Here is a 17,601-nt window from a genome sequence, read left to right as displayed (position 1 = left end):
TAGCGGTGTGTCAAAAAAATAAGGATGTGACTGACCCGCCGTCATCGCTGGCAAGCCAGCTCCCACAAGTTTGCGTGTCGTCCAAAAAACTCAAAAACACCCCGATCCCTGTAGGAGCTGCCGCAGGACACCGGTCAATGCCAGCTTCATGCTTGGTATCAAGCATGGCGTCAGGCCCGGGTACACCGCGATTCACTGTGGGAGCTGGCTTGCAAGCGATGGGGCCATGGGGGCCGCCGCAGGAAAACCGAGGCGGAACACGGTCATGACGCCGGGCAAGCTCTTCACCTCCGCCACCCCCTGATGCAGGCTCATGATCGAGCGCACGATTGCCAGGCCCAGCCCGGTGCTGCCCTGCGAGCGCGAGCGGGCGCTGTCGACGCGGTAGAAGCGGTCGAACAAGTGCGGCAGATGCTGTGCTTCGATGCCGACGCCGGGATTGCTGACCAGCAGTGACGTCTGCGTCGCGCCTTGCTCGATCAGCAAGGTGATGGTTTTACCGTGCGGGCAATGACGCAGCGCATTGGACAGCAGGTTGGAAATCGCCCGCTGAATCATCAGCCGATCGCCCAACACCGAGGCGCTGCCGACAACATTCAAGTGAATCTGCTTGTCCTGCGCCGACAGCGAAAACATCTCCGCGACCTTTGCCGCCTCAACCTCCAGCGCCACCGATTCAAACGGCGCCAGCGCCGACGGATGACTGACCTGCGCCAGAAACAGCATGTCCGAGACAATCCGCGCCACACGCTCCAGCTCCTCGATGCTGGACACCAGCACATCCTTGTACTCCTCGGTCGTACGCTCGCGGGACAGCGTCACCTGGGCCTTGCCCATCAGGTTGTTGATCGGCGTACGCAGCTCATGCGCCAGGTCATCGGAGAACTGCGACAACTGCTGCACTCCGGCATCGAGGCGGTGCAGCATGAAGTTGATGCCCTGCGCCAGTTCGCTCAGCTCCTGCGGCATGTTGACCACCGACAGCCGATGATCCAGATCCTGAGTCGAAACCATCGCCGCCACTTTGCGAAACTCGCGCAGCGGCGCCAGTCCGCGCTGCACCGCGCCCCAGGCTGTGAGGCCGATGAACATCAGCAGCAACGGCAACGCGATCAGCGTCGAGCGCAGATAGGCACTGAGCAGCGCTTGATCATGCGCGTTGTCCATCGACAGCAGCACCGGCACGCTGCTGCCGTCCTTGAGGCGAATCAGCTTCGATGCGGTGAGGAACCGCGCGCCTTCGGCATCGCTGCTGTCGCTGTAGGTCAGTTGATCGGTGGTTCCGCGAACCGCTCTGAGTTCCACCCGTGGATCGGTGAGTCCCGAGCCGGATTTGAGCAGCGGCGAACGCAAGTTCGAATGGTCATAAATCGTCAGCGTCAGGTTGTCATGGCCCATGACCTGATCGAGCAGAATGTGCGGTTTGCCGCTGACTTCATTGGCGTCGACGTACAGCGACAGGCTGTGCTCCACCTGCGCCATCTTCTTTTGCAGGCTGTCGCGGGACAGGGCATTGAGCTCATGGGTCAAGGCGAAATAGGCAAGGATCGCCAGAAACACCACCAACAGCGCACCGAGAATACTCACCGTCAATCCGAGGCGCATCGACAGGCTGGCCGGCTTCATTCCCGCGCCTCCAGCACGTAGCCGACACCGCGCAGGGTGTGGATCAGCTTGTTGGCGAACGGGTCATCAATCTTCGCCCGCAAGCGCCGGATCGACACTTCGACCACGTTGGTGTCGCAGTCGAAATTCATGTCCCACACCAGCGAGATGATTTGTGTGCGGGTCAGCACCTCGCCGGACTGGCGCATCAGCAAGTGCAGCAGGGCGAACTCCTTGGTGGTCAGGTCGATGCGCTGCGCGCCACGAAATGCCCGATGGCGGCCTGGATCGAGTTCCAGATCGGCGACTTTCAACACCTGTGGCACTGGGATGTTTTCACTGCGGCGCATCAGGGTGCGGACCCGCGCGAGCAATTCGGGAAACTCGAACGGCTTGACCAGATAGTCGTCGGCGCCCAGGTCCAGACCGCGAATCTTGTCCGCCAGCCGCCCGCGCGCGGTAAGCATCATCACCCGCGTGGAGTGGGTGCGGCGCAGTTGTTCCAGGACGCCCCAGCCGTCCAGTTCCGGCAAGTTCACGTCGAGAATGATCAGGTCGTACGTCTGCTGTTGCGCGAGATGCAAGCCATCGGCACCGGTGGCGGCGTGGTCAACGATATAACCACTTTCGGTCAAACCCTGATGCAAGTATTCGGCAGCTTTAAGCTCGTCCTCGACGACAAGGATTCGCATGATCTTTCACCACTTTCATTTAATGGATGTTTAATTAAGGCGGTCGGGGAAATTGTTGTTTTTGTAGGGCCTTGCGCACGTTTCAATAACTTGATGCCAGGCACGGTAAAGGCTGAAGTGGCTACAGGGTCAACGAGCGGAGCCTTTAAACCGGCGTTGCGCGACACCCTGTCGCAGCAAAAAAAGCAAATTTCCGAGACTTCGATTTCGGCAAGTGCTGTTTGGCAGATAATCCGTGCGTATGTGTTTCGATGTATTACGACAACGTCGTTTGCACTTCGCATCCTAGAGCAAAACAACTTTCGCTAACCGTTGATGACGGATTTGTAATGTTCCAGTCACCTTGACGATAAGTTCAAAACCCTACCGTGGCGGCATCAAAGATTCTTGAATAAAGGAAGTCTTCCAATTGCCCGGTTTAATCAAACTGACGGCGCGAACACGCCTGAACATAACCGCCAGCGGCCTCTTGTGGTTGGCGTGCAACAGCCTTGCCAGTGCCTCGACCCTGACTCTGGATCAGGCGCTGCAAAGTGCCTTCGCCGGCAACCCCGACCTCGCCGCCGCGCAGTGGGAAATCGGCATCGCCGAGGGCGATCGCCAGCAGGCCGGGCTGATCCCCAATCCCGAAGTGTCGTGGGAGGCCGAAGACACGCGGCGCGACTCGCGCACCACCACGCTGATGCTCAGTCAGCCGATTGAACTGGGCGGTAAACGCGCCGCGCGGATCAATGTTGCCAGCCGTGCGCAGGACGCCGCCGGCATCGAGCTGGAGCGCAAGCGCAATGCCTTGCGCGCCGATGTGATTCAGGCGTTCAACAGCTCGCAAACCGCGCAGCAACGCCTGCAGTTGGTGCGCCAGTCGCTGCAACTGGCCGAGCACGGCTTGCGCGTGGCGCAGGGCCGGATCGAGGCCGGTAAATCGTCGCCGGTCGAAGGCACGCGGGCACAGGTGCAACTCTCGGAAGTGCGCCTGGAACTGAGCCGCGCCGAGCGCGATCAGGCCAACGCCTATCAACAGTTGGCGCAGGTCATGGGCGCACCGTTGCCGACTTCGACCAACGTGCAAGCCGCCACGCAGAGCCTCGCCACGCTGCCGCCGCCCGGCCGCTTGCTCGAGCGTCTGAACCAGACCGCCGAGCTGCGTCTGGCGAAACTGCAGATCGATCAACGCGAAGCCTCATTGGGCCTGGAAAAGTCGCAGCGCATTCCCGACCTGACCGTGAGCATCGGCAGCCAATACAGCGAAACCGAGCGCGAACGGGTCAACGTGGTCGGGCTGTCGATGCCGATTCCGCTGTTCAACCGCAATCAGGGCAACGTGCTCGCCGCCGCCCGCCGTAGCGATCAGGCGCGGGATCTGCGCAACGCCACCGAGCTGCGTTTGCGCACTGAAGTCCAGACCAGCCTTGAGCAATGGCAGACCGCCAACGGCGAAGTCAACGCGTTCAATCAGACCATCCTGCCCGCCGCACAAAGTGCGGTGGACAGCGCCACCCGTGGTTTCGAAATGGGCAAGTTCGGCTTCCTCGACGTGCTCGACGCGCAGCGCACCCTGATTGCCGCGCGTGGCCAATACATCCAGGCCGTCAGCGAGGCCACCGACGCCCGCGTGCGCCTCGAACGGATCTTCGGCGACCTCAGCGTCAGCCCTTGAATTTCACTTTTCAGACAACTGCGCGATGGCACGGCGCAGAGGAGTTTCCATGGATAAAAAACTGATGGTGGTCGCGGTGGCGACCCTGGCGCTGGGCATTGGCATCGGTTCGATGTGGCCGGCCACGAGCAACATCGACGCGCATGCCGATGAGGCTTCCGAACATGCTGACCACGCCGAGGAGGGCGCTGCCGCCGAAGGCGAACAGGCCGAAGAAGGCCACATCGAATTGAGCGCCGAGCAGATCGCCGCCGCAGGCATTCAACTGGTCGAGGCGCGGGCGCAGCGCATCAGTCTCGGCCTGTCGTTCCCCGGCGAAGTGCGCTTCGACGAGGACCGCACTGCGCACGTGGTGCCCCGCGTGCCGGGGGTGGTCGAGTCGGTGGCGGTCAACCTCGGGCAAGCGGTGAAGAAGGGCCAGTTGCTGGCGGTGATCGCCAGTCAACAGATCTCCGATCAGCGCAGCGAGCAGGCTGCCGCGCAACGTCGCCTAGCGTTGGCGCGTACCACCTACGAGCGCGAGAAAAAGCTTTGGCAGGACAAGATCTCCGCCGAGCAGGATTTCCTCCAGGCCAGGCAAGCGTTGGAAGAGGCGGAAATCGCCATGAACAACGCCCGACAGAAAATCAGCGTGCTCAGCGGCAGCGTGGTCGCCACCGGCGGCAATCGCTACGAACTGCGCGCGCCGTTCGACGGCGTGGTGGTGGAAAAACACCTGACGCCGGGCGAGGTGGTCGATGAAACCACCGCCGCGTTCACCCTTTCGGATTTGTCCCGCGTGTGGGTGACCTTCGGCGTTTCGCCCAAGGACCTGACCCAGGTGCAGGTGGGCAAAGCGGTGACCGTCAGTGCGCCGGAATTGAAAGCTGAAGTGACTGGCAGCGTGGCTTACGTCGGTAGCCTGCTCGGCGAACAGACTCGCACTGCGACCGTGCGCGTGACCCTGGAAAACCCGCAAGGCTCGTGGCGACCGGGGCTGTTCGTCAGCGCACGGGTGGCCACCGACAGCCGTCAGGCCAAAGTCGCTGTGCCGGAAACCGCGATCCAGACCGTCGAGGACAAACCCACGGTGTTCGTGCGTACCGACGACGGCTTCAAGGCGCAGGCGGTGGAACTGGGCAGCCGCGCCGCCGGCCACGTCGAAGTCACCCAAGGGCTGGAACCGGGCGCGCAAGTCGCCAGTGCCGGCAGCTTCGTTCTCAAGTCGGAGCTGGGCAAAGCCTCGGCTGAGCACAGTCATTAATTCTGGAAGGTTCCCATGTTCGAACGCCTGATCCAGTTTGCCATCGAGCAGCGCATCATCGTGCTGCTCGCCGTTCTGCTCATGGCCGGCCTCGGCATCGCCAGTTATCAGAAACTGCCGATTGACGCCGTGCCCGACATCACCAATGTCCAGGTGCAGATCAACACCGGCGCCGCCGGGTTCTCGCCGCTGGAAACCGAGCAGCGCATCACTTTCCCGATTGAAACCGCGATGGCCGGTTTGCCGGCGCTGGAGCAGACCCGCTCGCTGTCGCGCTCCGGGCTGTCGCAGGTCACGGTGATCTTCAAGGACGGCACCGACCTGTTCTTCGCTCGCCAACTGGTCAATGAGCGCCTGCAGATCGCCAGGGAGCAATTGCCCGAAGGCGCGGAAGCGCTGATGGGGCCGATTTCCACGGGTCTCGGCGAGATTTTTCTGTGGACGGTGGAGGCGCAGGAAGGCGCGTTGAAGGACGACGGCACAGCCTACACGCCGACCGATCTGCGGGTGATTCAGGACTGGATCATCAAACCGCAATTGCGCAACGTGCCGGGTGTCGCCGAGATCAACACCATCGGTGGGTTTGCCAAGGAATATCAGATCGCGCCGGATCCGAAACGCCTCGCCGCGTACAAGCTCACCCTCACCGATCTGATCACTGCGCTTGAGCGCAACAACGCCAACGTCGGTGCCGGGTACATTGAGCGCAGCGGCGAGCAGTTGCTGATCCGCGCACCAGGGCAAGTGGCGAGCACCGAAGACATCGCCAACATCGTCATGGCCAATGTCGATGGCACGCCGATCCGGGTCAAGAATGTCGCCACCGTAGAAATCGGCCGCGAACTGCGCAGCGGTGCGGCCACCGAAAACGGTCGTGAAGTGGTGCTCGGCACGGTGTTCATGTTGATCGGCGAGAACAGCCGCACCGTCTCGCAAGCGGTGGCCAGCAAGCTCGAACAGATCAATAAATCCCTGCCGCAAGGCGTGATTGCGGTGCCGGTGTACGACCGTACGCACTTGGTCGACAAAGCCATCGCCACGGTGAAAAAGAACCTGATCGAAGGCGCGATTCTGGTGATCGCGATTCTGTTCCTGTTCCTCGGCAACATTCGCGCTGCGCTGATTACCGCGATGGTGATTCCGCTGTCGATGCTGTTCACCTTCACCGGCATGTTCAGCAACAAGGTCAGCGCCAACCTGATGAGCCTCGGCGCGCTGGACTTCGGCATTATCGTCGACGGCGCGGTGGTGATCGTCGAAAACACCCTGCGCCGGTTGGCACATGCGCAGCAACATCACGGGCGTTTGTTAAGCCGTGCCGAGCGTTTCAAGGAAGTGTTCGCCGCCGCGAAAGAGGCGCGGCGCCCGCTGATTTTCGGTCAGTTGATCATCATGGTGGTGTACCTGCCGATCTTCGCCCTGAGTGGCGTCGAAGGGAAAATGTTCCACCCGATGGCGCTCACCGTGGTCATCGCGCTGCTCGGTGCGATGCTGCTGTCGGTGACCTTCGTCCCGGCGGCGATTGCGCTGTTCGTCACCGGCAAGGTCAAGGAAGAAGAGGGCGCGGTCATGCGCGGCGCACGTCGGGTGTATGCGCCGGCGCTGGCCTGGGTCATGGCCCATCGCACGGTTGCGGTGGGCACGGCGTTGGGGGTGATCGTGCTCAGCGGGGTGCTCACCAGCCGCATGGGCAGCGAGTTTGTGCCGAGCCTCAGTGAAGGGGATTTCGCTCTGCAAGCACTGCGCGTGCCGGGCACCAGCCTGACGCAATCGGTGGACATGCAGCAGCGCCTGGAAACGCTGATCCTGGCCAAAGTGCCGGAGGTTGAACGGGTGTTCGCCCGCACCGGCACGGCGGAAATCGCTTCCGACCCGATGCCGCCGAACATCTCCGACAGCTACGTGATGCTCAAACCCAAGGACCAATGGCCAGAGCCGAACAAGTCCCGCGAAACCCTGATGGCCGAACTGCAAGCCGCTGCCGCGACGCTGCCGGGCAGTAACTATGAACTGTCGCAGCCGATCCAGTTGCGCTTCAACGAACTGATTTCCGGCGTGCGCAGCGATGTTGCGGTCAAGGTGTTCGGCGATGACATGGACGTGCTCAACGCCACGGCAGCGAAGATCGCGGCGGCAATGCAGAAGGTCAGCGGCGCCTCTGAAGTGAAGGTCGAGCAGACCACCGGGTTGCCAGTGCTGACCATCAACATCGACCGCGACAAGGCGGCACGTTACGGCCTCAACGTTGGCGATGTGCAGGACACCATCGCCGTGGCCGTCGGCGGACGGCAGGCCGGCACCTTGTACGAGGGCGATCGGCGCTTCGACATGGTGGTGCGGTTGTCCGATGCCATGCGCAAGGACATCGACGGCTTGTCGGCGCTGCTGATTCCGGTGCCGGCGCTGAGCGGTGCGCCGAACCAGATCGGGTTTATCGCGCTGAAGGACGTCGCCAGCCTCGATCTGGTGCTCGGGCCGAACCAGGTCAGCCGCGAAAACGGCAAGCGCCTGGTGATCGTCAGCGCCAACGTGCGCGGGCGCGATATCGGCTCGTTCGTCAGCGAAGCGAGTGCGGTGATCGAGCGCGAGGTGCAGGTCCCGGTCGGTTACTGGACCCGTTGGGGCGGGCAGTTCGAGCAACTGCAATCGGCGGCCAAGCGCTTGCAGATTGTGGTGCCGGTGGCGTTGCTGCTGGTGTTCGGGCTGTTGTTCATGATGTTCAACAATGTGAAGGACGGCTTGCTGGTGTTTACCGGGATTCCGTTTGCGCTGACCGGCGGGGTGATGGCGTTGTGGCTGCGGGATATTCCGTTGTCGATTTCTGCAGGCGTGGGATTTATCGCGTTGTCCGGGGTGGCGGTGCTCAACGGGCTGGTGATGATCGCGTTCATTCGCAATTTGCGTGAGGAAGGACGGTCGCTGGCCGAGGCGATCAATGTCGGCGCGCTGACGCGGTTGCGGCCGGTGTTGATGACGGCGTTGGTGGCGTCGCTGGGTTTCATTCCGATGGCCCTTGCGACCGGCACCGGTGCTGAAGTGCAGCGGCCGCTGGCGACGGTGGTAATCGGCGGGATTCTGTCCTCGACGATTCTCACGCTGCTGATCTTGCCGGCGCTGTACCAGATCGCCCATCGCCGGGATGAGGACGTAGTGCCCATCCGGTAGAACAGCACTACCTTTGTGGCGAGGGGATTTATCCCCGATGGGGCTGCGCAGCAAGCCCGCTTTTTTGGATAAAGAGCGGGGCCGCTGCGCGGCCCATCGGGGATATATCCCCTCGCCACAACGTATTTCTCAGGCATGAGATTTTCTGTGTGGCTGCCGTACTTGCCACATTACGAATCTGTAATTCCCCCGCCACCGTCACGAAAGGTACGCCTTGTTACCTTGATCCCGTCAGTTACTTAAACGAGGAATCAAAAATGAAAATCGTACAAATGGGTGCTTTTGTGGTGGCGTTGGCGATGTCTTCCCTGGTCATGGCTGAAGGTGGCGGCGACCGCACGTTCGACCGGATGATGACCAATAACGACCGTTCCATGGAGCTGTTCGTGGCCAAGGAAAAAGCCGCCGGCAACCCGGTGGTGGTCAATGAAAAAGCCATCGACAACCGCAAGAGCCTGTAAGCGACAGCACTTGATCAAGCCCGTCATCGCGCATCGATGCTGGGCTTTTTTATGCCTGGATGGGAAGGAAATGGATATGAAAATACGCAAGTTGATCGCGTTCGCCAGTGTCATGGCAATGTCTTCTCTGGTCATGGCCGAAGGCGGCGGTGACCGCACTTTCGAGCGTGCCTTCAGCGCCAACGCCAAAGCCATGGAGCAATACGCCGCCGAGCAGGGCAAAGCGCCGCCGGTGGTCAAGGAATACGAATATGGGATGAAGCTCGACGTGGTGAAAATCGTCAGCGTGGTGAAGCCGCAGCCGGCTTGCTCGGTGGTGCCGACGGCCATGACCTACGAGGACTCGCAAGGACAGCTCAACACCCTCAAGTACAGCGTGGCCGGCGTGTGCCGCAACAGCGGTGGCTAAACAGCACCGGATCCCTGTAGGAGCTGCCGAAGGCTGCGATCTGTTGATCTTGGTCTTCAAAGTCAAAAGATCGCAGCCTTCGGCAGCTCCTGCACGAGGCACATTTTCAGTATCACGATCTGTATTTAGATTCGGAATGTTTAAAGGTTGTGTGGGAAAAGCAGAACCTTCCCACAATGTTTTCAGGTTGTCCCTCGGACGTCCGCTCTCTAGCCTGTGTGGGTCGCTGCCAAATCAGCGATCGGGATTGGAACCCCTCGGCTTAACTGAAGCAAATCGCACCGTTCATGACGTATGCTTGCGCACTTTCATGTGTGCACTCCGTTATGGCGGCTGTGCGCGGGAGACTTCGAGTCTGTCGGGTTTTGCTCAGTTGCCCGGGTTCCAACCTGCGTACAGCTGCCACCCTTTCGCGTGGAACCGAAAGGGTCAGCTCCACCGTCAAGCTGAGTAAAACATTATGAAAAAGCCAACACCGAATCCGCCCGAAACAGACACGCCTGCAGACCCCGATCCAACATCCCCCTACGCCGCCATCGACACCCACAAACTCCACGAAGCCGCCGACCGCGCCCTCGACTACTACCTCAAGCCCGCACCGCCCATCATGGCCACACCTTACACCGCCAACGCGCTGTTCCTGGTCAACCCCAACGCCGACACCGAATCCCTGCTGGCCAACGCTTGCGAATCCCTGGCCTCGGCCACGGTGATGCTCGGTGACTTCGCCGCGCTGCTGGAGGGCACGCATCGCAAGACTCTGCTGGGGATTGCGCAGGTGGTCATGCTTGGTGAACTGGCGGTGAACAAAGCGCTGGATAACGTCGAACCCAGCGCCTGACCAATGTCTTCTGTAGGCGCTGCCGAAGGCTGCGATCTTTTGATCTTGATCTGAAAAACCAAAATCAAGGGATCGCAGCCTGCGGCAGCTCCTGCAGGAGTGTGTTTCGGGACGGGATAAAAAAGGCGCCCCGTAGGACGCCAAAAAATTCACCTCTGACCAAAGGAGCAAGGAGCTTCTAAAGGTGAATGGTGTTGCTCGGGAAACTCAGAGAATCGCCAGCGGGTATTCGACGATCACGCGCACTTCATCCAGGTCCGACTCGAATGCCGTGGCGCGAGTGGTGGCCTGGCGCAGACGCAGCGACAGATCTTTCATCGAACCGCTCTGCACCACGTATTTGACTTCCACATCACGCTCCCAGCGTTTCTGGTCGGTCAGCGGATTGCCGTCGGCATCGCGGCGCATGTACACGGCGTTGGCGTTGGAATAATCGGCGTCGGTGCCCCGCGCGTAACGGGTCATGAACGACAAACCGGGTATGCCGTAAGTGCTCATGTCGAGGTCGTAGCGCACCATCCACGAACGTTCCTTCGGCGAGTTGAAGTCGCTGTACTGGATCGAGTTGTCGAGGAAGATCGAGTCGGACTGCCGCAGGTAGTCGAAGTCGTCGTTGCCGTTGTTGCGCTGGTGGGAGAGGGCGACGGAATGGGCGCCGAGTTTGACGCCGATGCGGCCGCTCCAGATGTTGTTGTCGAACTGGCCGAGCAGTTGTTTGCCTTCGTCGACCGCCTTGTAATAGTTCAGACCCCCGAACAGCGACAGGTCGTCCGCCAGCGGATAGGTCCAGGCGGTGCCGGCGTAATACTGGTTCCAGGCGTCCTTGAGGCGGCTGGAGTACAGGCTGAAACTGAGGTTCTTGTTCAGCACATAATCGCCACCGCCATAAGCGATCCACGGCGAGTTGACCGGACCGGCGTAAAACGTGGCGAAGTTCTCGCGCATGTCGCTGGACACCGGCTGGCTCATCGCATGCAGCCGTCCGCCCTGAATCGACAGACCGTCGATGCTGGTGTTGGTCGCCGTCACGCCGCGAAAGCTTTCCGGCAGCAAGCGTGAGTCACCGGCCGCCACCACCGGGTTGGCCGGAAACACATCCCCGACCTTGATCACCGTGTCGAACGCCCGCACTTTCGCGGCGCCACCGAACTTGGTGTATTCATCCCGCGCCTGGCCGTCACGGTTGACTGGCAGCACATCGAACGAACTGCGCCCGCCGTTGCGGCCGTCACCGGTGTCGAGTTTCAAGCCGATCATGGCAAACGCATCGACCCCGACCCCGACGGTGCCTTGGGTAAAACCGGATTCGAACTTGCTGATCACCGCATGCGCCCAGGCCTCGGAATAACCGTTGCCGGTGGGGCTGGACTGGCCATTGCGATGATCACGATTGAAGTAGAAGTTGCGGTTGAGCACGGTCAGGCTGCTGCCTTCGACAAAACCCTCGGGCTTGTCTTCTGCAAACACCATGGACGGCCCTGAGCCGACCACCACCGCTAAAGCGGCCATCGATATTTTTGTAGGGTTAACCATCAAACACTCCTTGGGTTCGGCAGAACGGGAACGTGCGTCGGCGTGGTTTTATTGTTCAGCGGGGCAGGGCCCGCCGGCATTGGTCGCCGGGTCACATCGTTGCAGGCTGCGGATAACACCAAGGTGATGGGGGGATTACAATTTCGTCATGTGGTTATATGGATTGAGTGAACGCCACATAAACCTGTGGGAGCGAGCCTGCTCGCGAAAGCGGAGTGTCAGGCACTGAAGATGGGGATGTGCCGACGCCTTCGTCGGAACGCCGCCCGGATCAGGCTCGCTCCCACAGTGGGTTGAGTGAGTCTGATAGATCACATGAGAGCAGATGTAGCTTTGTATCGTTCGAAGGTATCCAGCAAACCGTGTGATAGAGAGGCATCAGTTTCGGCGGGAAGTATGAGTTTGCCCTTCGTGTCGCCGATCCGTTTTACACGCGTCTTCTTCAAGGTAATTTTGCCTTGGCGTTCTTCGGCTATCGCATCAAGGCCATCCATCAACTCTGAAAAAATATCCCGCTTCATGGTTCGTAGATCTCCACTTGATAGGTGATCCTCAAATTTAACCGCAATTACCTTCTGCAGAATGTCAGCCATTGCTCACCGCTTTGCAGGCAAATTCCTAGAAAGGGGAGAGCGTTATAAGTCAAAAGATCGCAGCCTTCGGCAGCTCCTACAGACCGCATACCATCCCAATGTAGGAGCTGCCGAAGGCTGCGATCTTTTGATGTTGATTCCCGCAAAAACAAAAACGGCACCCGAAGGTGCCGTTTCCGTTTCCAGCCAGCCGAGCAATCAGCCCGCCAGACCCGCCTGCTGAACCAGCGTCAGCAATGGCTGCGGGTACACACCGAGGAAGAACGCAACCACGGCGATGGCCAGCAGCATCACGCCGCCTGCCTTCTGTTCCCAGTGCAGCTGGGCGTCGTGGCGGCGCAGGTTCGGTTCGATCAGGTACAGGGTGACCATCACGCGCAGGTAGTAGAACACGCCGATGGCGCTGCCCAGTACCAGCGAGCCAACCAGCCACCATTGGTGCGACTCGACACCGGTGGCGATGATGTAGAACTTGCCGATGAAGCCAGCGGTCAGCGGGATACCGGCCAGGGACAGCATCATCACGGTCAGGACGGCGGTCAGGTACGGACGGCGCCAGAACAGGCCGCGGTATTCGTACAGCGCGTCGGCGTCACGGCCGTTGTACGGCGAGGACATCAGGGTGATCACGCCGAACGCGCCGAGGCTGGTGATCACATAAGTCACCAGATACACGCCGATGGCTTCCACCGCCAGACCCTTGCTCGCCACCAGCGCGATCAGCAGGTAGCCGAAGTGTGCGATGGACGAGTAACCGAGCAGACGCTTGAGGTTGCTTTGGGTCAGGGCCAGCAGGTTACCGAACAGGATCGAGGCGATAGCGATGACGGTCAGTACATCGCTCAGCACGCCACTGCTCGCGGCAGGGGAGATCTGGAACAGACGCACCATCACCGCGAATACGGCAACCTTCGACGCCGTGGCGAGGAACGCGGCCACCGGCGCCGGAGCACCTTCGTACACGTCCGGCGTCCACAGGTGGAACGGTACCAGCGACAGCTTGAACGCCAGACCGATCAGCATCATGCCCAGACCCAGTTGAGCCAGCGAACTCGGCAGGTTGGTGGTAGCCAGGGCCTGACCGATACCGTTGAAGCTCAGGGTGCCGGCGTCAGCGTAGAGCAGGGCCATACCGAACAGCAGGAACGCGGAACCCGCAGCCGACAGCACCATGTACTTGATGCCGGCTTCCAGCGAACGCTTGTTGAAGAAGGCGTAAGCCACCAGACCGTAGACCGGTACCGACAGCAGTTCCAGACCGATGAACAACCCGGCCAGGTGCTGCGCGCTGACCAGAACCAGACCACCGGCGGCGGCCATCAGGATCAGCAGGTACAGTTCTTCACGGTTGCCCGGGTAACCCGAGCCGCCATCGCCGAGGTAGGCGTGGGCGAGGGTTACACAGGCGAGGGTGGCGACCAGGATCAGCGCCATGTACAGGCAGGCGAAGGTGTCGACTTGCAGCAATGGCGTCACGGCCAGAGGCGCGACTTTCAGGGCTGGCAGGATCGACAGCAGGGCCAGGTTCAGACCGGCGACCGAGATCAGGAAGGTCTGCGAGTGGTTGCGGCGCCAGGCGATTGCCAGCATCACCACGATAATGGTGAGGCTGGTGATCAACAGTGGCGCAAGCGCAATAAAGTGTTGAATCGTGAATTCCATAGCGCTCTTACCGGGCCGAAGCGAGTTGAGTGAAGGCGGTGCCGAGCCACTGCTGCACGCCATGCATCGTGGCGGCGGAAGTGTCGAGGAACGGTTGCGGGTAGACGCCGAGGTAAATCAGCAGCGCCGCAAGGCCCAGCACCATGGTCAGTTCGCGACCGTCCATGCCGTGCAGGATCGAATCCGATTTCGACGGACCGAAGTAGGCACGGTGGATCATGATCAGCGAGTAGACCGAACCGAACACCAGACCGGAGGTGGCGATCGCGGTGATCCATGGCGCACTGGCGAACGTACCGATCAGGATCAGGAACTCGCCGACGAAGTTACCGGTACCCGGCAGACCCAGAGAGGCGGCTGCAAAGAACAGGCTGATCGCCGGCAGATAAGCGATACGCGACCACAGACCGCCCATCTCACGCATGTCCCGAGTGTGCAGACGCTCGTACAGCTGACCGCTGAGGATAAACAGTGCCGCGGCCGACAGACCGTGCGCCAGCATCTGGATCACTGCACCTTGCAGCGCCAGTTGGCTGCCGGAGTAGATGCCGATCAACACGAAGCCCATGTGGGAAACGGACGAGAAGGCGATCAGACGCTTGATGTCGGTTTGCGCGAACGCGAGGAACGCACCGTAGAAGATCCCGATCAGACCGAGGGTCATGGCGATCGGCGCGAACTCGGCCGAAGCATTCGGGAACAGCGGCAAGGCGAAACGCAGCAGACCGTAGGCCGCGGTTTTCAGCAGGATACCGGCGAGGTCGACGGAACCGGCAGTCGGCGCCTGGGCGTGGGCATCAGGCAACCAGGAGTGGAACGGCACCACGGGCAGCTTGACCGCGAAGGCGATAAAGAAGCCGAGCATCAGGATGTACTCGGTGGTCATCGACATCTTGGTCTTCAACAGGTCGGCGTAGTTGAAGGTAATCACGCCGGTGTTGTTGAAGTTGACCAGTACCAGACCGAGGATCGCCACCAGCATGATCAGGCCGGAAGCCTGAGTGAAGATGAAGAACTTGGTCGCCGCGTAGATCCGGGTTTTCTTGCCGTCCGAAGAACTGTGACCCCAGAGCGCGATGAGGAAGTACATCGGCACCAGCATCATTTCCCAGAAGAAGAAGAACATGAACAGGTCGAGGGCGAGGAACACGCCGACAACGCCGCCCAGGATCCACATCAGGTTCAGGTGGAAGAAGCCAACGTGACGTTGAATCTCTTTCCACGAGCAGAGTACCGAGAGGATACCCAGCAGACCGGTCAGCAGGATCATCAACAGCGACAGGCCGTCGAGGGCCAGGTGCACGTTGATGCCAAAGCGCTGGATCCAGACGTGCTTGAACTCAAGTGCCCAGGTCGGATCGGCACCAGGCGCCGGCGCAAATGAATAGTCACCGTGGGCCCACAGCCAGAGGCCGAGGGCGAGTTCCAGGGTCATGGTCAACAGCGCAATCCAGCGGGGGAGGGTAGCGCCGAAGCGCTCACCCATCCAGCACAGCAGGCCGCCGATGAAGGGGATCAGGATTAGCCAAGGCAGAATCATGACGGGCTCGTTTCCTTTCGCAAATTCGCAAGGTTCATATCAGACCGCTACCAGCACGATGGCGCCGATTACCAGCACGGCACCAGCAGCCATCGAGGCGGCATACCAACGCAGTTGACCGGTCTCGGTGCGGCTCAGGGCGGTGTGACCACCCTTGGCCATACGCGGGATCAGACCGATGGTCTGGTCGAGCGGGTCTCTGCGCAGTACATGGCTGATCGCAAGGTACGGCTTGACGAACAGTTTGTCGTAGATCCAGTCGAAGCCCCAGGCAGCGAACCACCAGGCCGAAAGGAAACGGCCGATGCCGCTGTTGGCGATCGCGGTCACGAAGCGACGCTTGCCGAGGAACAGCAGGGCCGCCAGCAGGATACCGGCCAGAGCGATGGCGCCCGAGGCGATTTCCAGACTGTGCTTGGCTTCGCCACCGGCATGGCCGACGCTCTCCGGCAGTACGCCGTGCAGCGGCGGCACGATCATCGCGCCGACGAAAGTCGACAGCACGATCAGCACCGACAGCGGCAGCCAGTGAGCGATGCCGTGACCGGCGTGGGCTTCGGTCTTGGCTTCACCGTGGAACGTGATGAAGATCAGGCGGAAGGTGTACAGCGACGTCATGAACGCGCCGACCAGACCGGCGTAAAGCAGACCGTGGTTGCCGCTGGCGAACGCTTCCCAAAGGATTTCGTCCTTGGAGTAGAAGCCGGCGGTGACCAGGGGCAGGGCGGCCAGTGCAGCACCACCGACGATGAAGCTGGCGTAGGCCAGTGGCAGTTTTTTCCACAGACCGCCCATCTTGAAGATGTTCTGCTCGTGGTGGCAGGCAACGATCACCGCACCGGAAGCAAGGAACAGCAGGGCCTTGAAGAAGGCGTGGGTCATCAGGTGGAAAATCGCGCCATCCCAGGCACCCACGCCCAGCGCCAGGAACATGTAGCCGATCTGGCTCATGGTCGAGTAGGCGAGGATACGTTTGATGTCGGTCTGTACCAGGGCGGCGAAACCTGCGAGAACCAGGGTCACACCACCGACGATGCCGACCAGGTGCAGGATTTCCGGCGCCAGGGTGAACAGGCCGTGGGTACGGGCGATCAGGTAGACACCCGCTGTCACCATGGTCGCGGCGTGGATCAGTGCCGACACCGGAGTCGGGCCGGCCATCGCGTCCGCGAGCCAGGTTTGCAGCGGCAGTTGCGCCGATTTACCGACCGCACCACCCAGCAGCATCAGGGTCGCCAGGGTGATCCAGAAGTCGCCGGCCTGGAATTTCTGCGGTGCCAGCACCAGCAGTTCCTGGATGTTCAACGTGCCCACTTGCTGGAACAGGATGAACAGGCCGATGGCCATGAACACGTCGCCGATCCGGGTCACGATGAAGGCCTTGAGTGCGGCGTTACCGTTGTTGCGGTTGCTGTAGTAGAAACCGATCAACAGGTACGAGCACAGGCCCACGCCTTCCCAACCGAAGTACAGGAACAACAGGTTATCGCCGAGCACCAGGAACAGCATGCTGGCGATAAACAGGTTGGTGTACGAGAAGAAGCGCGAGTAACCCGCTTCACCGCGCATGTACCAGGACGCGAACAGGTGGATCAGGAAACCCACGCCCACCACCACGCCGAGCATGGTGATCGACAGGCCGTCGATGTAGAGGGCGAAGTCAGGCTTGAAACCTTCGACCGCCATCCACTTCCACAGCACCAGCGTGTAGTGACCGCCCTCGGGAGGCGCGACGTTGAATTGCCAGATGACGTAGGCGGCAACAATCGCCGACAAGCCAATGGAGCCCACGCCGATCAGCGCCGAGAGGTTTTCCGACCAGCGTCCACGGGAGAACGACAGCAGCAGGAAACCGATCAGAGGGAATACAAAAGTCAGAAAGATTAGGTTCATCCGCGCATCTCACTGGCAGCGTCGATATCGAGCGTGTGGAAGCGGCGATACAGTTGCAGCAGGATCGCCAGGCCAATACTGGCTTCGGCGGCTGCCAGGCTGATCACCAGGATGAACATGATCTGTCCATCCGGTTGTGCCCAGCGGGCGCCAGCGACGATGAAGGCCAGGGCAGAGGCGTTCATCATCACTTCCAGACTCATCAACACGAACAAAATGTTGCGGCGGACCATCAGGCCGACCAGACCAAGGCAGAACAGGATGCCGGCAACGGCCAATCCATGCTCGAGAGGGATAGCAGGCATGT

Annotated in this window: 13 protein-coding genes and 1 pseudogene; 6 read left to right on the top strand and 8 right to left on the bottom strand. The window is 60.7% G+C overall.

Annotated features, from left to right (window positions below; all coding sequences use genetic code 11):
- Window positions 1-192: 192 nt before the first annotated feature.
- Entirely contained in the window at window positions 193-1,626 is a 1,434-nt protein-coding gene (locus L6D63_RS18150; RefSeq protein WP_131670142.1) for a heavy metal sensor histidine kinase, read from the bottom strand.
- Entirely contained in the window at window positions 1,623-2,297 is a 675-nt protein-coding gene (locus L6D63_RS18145) for a heavy metal response regulator transcription factor (protein ID WP_095666954.1), read from the bottom strand. The genes L6D63_RS18150 and L6D63_RS18145 overlap by 4 nt, the downstream gene beginning before the upstream one ends.
- A gap of 409 nt (window positions 2,298-2,706) precedes the next feature.
- Here L6D63_RS18145 and L6D63_RS18140 point away from each other — a divergent pair, with 409 nt between their 5' ends.
- The 6 genes from L6D63_RS18140 to L6D63_RS18115 all read left to right on the top strand — a co-directional run bounded on the left by L6D63_RS18140 (window position 2,707) and on the right by L6D63_RS18115 (window position 10,073).
- Entirely contained in the window at window positions 2,707-3,954 is a 1,248-nt protein-coding gene (locus L6D63_RS18140; protein ID WP_131670143.1) for a TolC family protein, read from the top strand.
- Window positions 3,955-4,003: 49 nt separating this feature from the next.
- Entirely contained in the window at window positions 4,004-5,197 is a 1,194-nt protein-coding gene (locus L6D63_RS18135) for an efflux RND transporter periplasmic adaptor subunit (RefSeq protein ID WP_131670144.1), read from the top strand.
- Between the two features lie 15 nt (window positions 5,198-5,212).
- On the top strand, window positions 5,213-8,362 hold the full coding sequence (locus tag L6D63_RS18130) for a CusA/CzcA family heavy metal efflux RND transporter (protein ID WP_095666951.1): 3,150 nt from the start codon (window positions 5,213-5,215) through the stop codon (window positions 8,360-8,362).
- 257 nt (window positions 8,363-8,619) lie between these two features.
- Window positions 8,620-8,823 carry a co-regulatory protein PtrA N-terminal domain-containing protein gene (locus tag L6D63_RS18125; RefSeq protein ID WP_095666950.1) on the top strand — a complete coding sequence of 68 codons (204 nt, stop codon included), beginning with the start codon at window positions 8,620-8,622 and terminating at the stop codon, window positions 8,821-8,823.
- A gap of 76 nt (window positions 8,824-8,899) precedes the next feature.
- Complete coding sequence (locus L6D63_RS18120; RefSeq protein ID WP_041073199.1) at window positions 8,900-9,232, top strand: DUF2790 domain-containing protein; 333 nt, start codon at window positions 8,900-8,902, stop codon at window positions 9,230-9,232.
- A 460-nt stretch (window positions 9,233-9,692) separates the two neighbouring features.
- Window positions 9,693-10,073 (top strand): DUF6124 family protein, encoded by a 381-nt coding sequence (locus tag L6D63_RS18115; RefSeq protein WP_047291711.1) that lies wholly within the window; start codon window positions 9,693-9,695, stop codon window positions 10,071-10,073.
- A 207-nt stretch (window positions 10,074-10,280) separates the two neighbouring features.
- Here L6D63_RS18115 and L6D63_RS18110 read toward each other — a convergent pair whose 3' ends face one another.
- From L6D63_RS18110 to nuoK, 6 genes and pseudogenes are all read right to left on the bottom strand, one after another.
- Window positions 10,281-11,606 carry an OprD family porin gene (locus L6D63_RS18110; RefSeq protein ID WP_131670145.1) on the bottom strand — a complete coding sequence of 442 codons (1,326 nt, stop codon included), beginning with the start codon at window positions 11,604-11,606 and terminating at the stop codon, window positions 10,281-10,283.
- Window positions 11,607-12,031: 425 nt separating this feature from the next.
- Window positions 12,032-12,127: pseudogene (locus L6D63_RS18105) on the bottom strand (transcriptional regulator); the annotation flags it as partial.
- A gap of 270 nt (window positions 12,128-12,397) precedes the next feature.
- Window positions 12,398-13,861 (bottom strand): NADH-quinone oxidoreductase subunit NuoN, encoded by a 1,464-nt coding sequence (gene nuoN, locus L6D63_RS18100; RefSeq protein ID WP_095666947.1) that lies wholly within the window; start codon window positions 13,859-13,861, stop codon window positions 12,398-12,400.
- A 7-nt stretch (window positions 13,862-13,868) separates the two neighbouring features.
- Window positions 13,869-15,401 (bottom strand): NADH-quinone oxidoreductase subunit M, encoded by a 1,533-nt coding sequence (gene nuoM / locus L6D63_RS18095; protein WP_027614661.1) that lies wholly within the window; start codon window positions 15,399-15,401, stop codon window positions 13,869-13,871.
- Between the two features lie 39 nt (window positions 15,402-15,440).
- On the bottom strand, window positions 15,441-17,294 hold the full coding sequence (nuoL, locus tag L6D63_RS18090; RefSeq protein WP_095666946.1) for an NADH-quinone oxidoreductase subunit L: 1,854 nt from the start codon (window positions 17,292-17,294) through the stop codon (window positions 15,441-15,443).
- Window positions 17,291-17,599 (bottom strand): NADH-quinone oxidoreductase subunit NuoK, encoded by a 309-nt coding sequence (gene nuoK, locus L6D63_RS18085; protein WP_003180046.1) that lies wholly within the window; start codon window positions 17,597-17,599, stop codon window positions 17,291-17,293. Before nuoK ends, nuoL begins: the two co-directional genes overlap by 4 nt.
- Between the last annotated feature and the right edge of the window lie 2 nt (window positions 17,600-17,601).

The sequence above is a fragment of the Pseudomonas parakoreensis genome, from assembly GCF_021602155.1.
GTDB classification, from domain to species: domain Bacteria; phylum Pseudomonadota; class Gammaproteobacteria; order Pseudomonadales; family Pseudomonadaceae; genus Aquipseudomonas; species Aquipseudomonas parakoreensis.
This window is presented reverse-complemented; position numbering and strand designations above follow the sequence as displayed.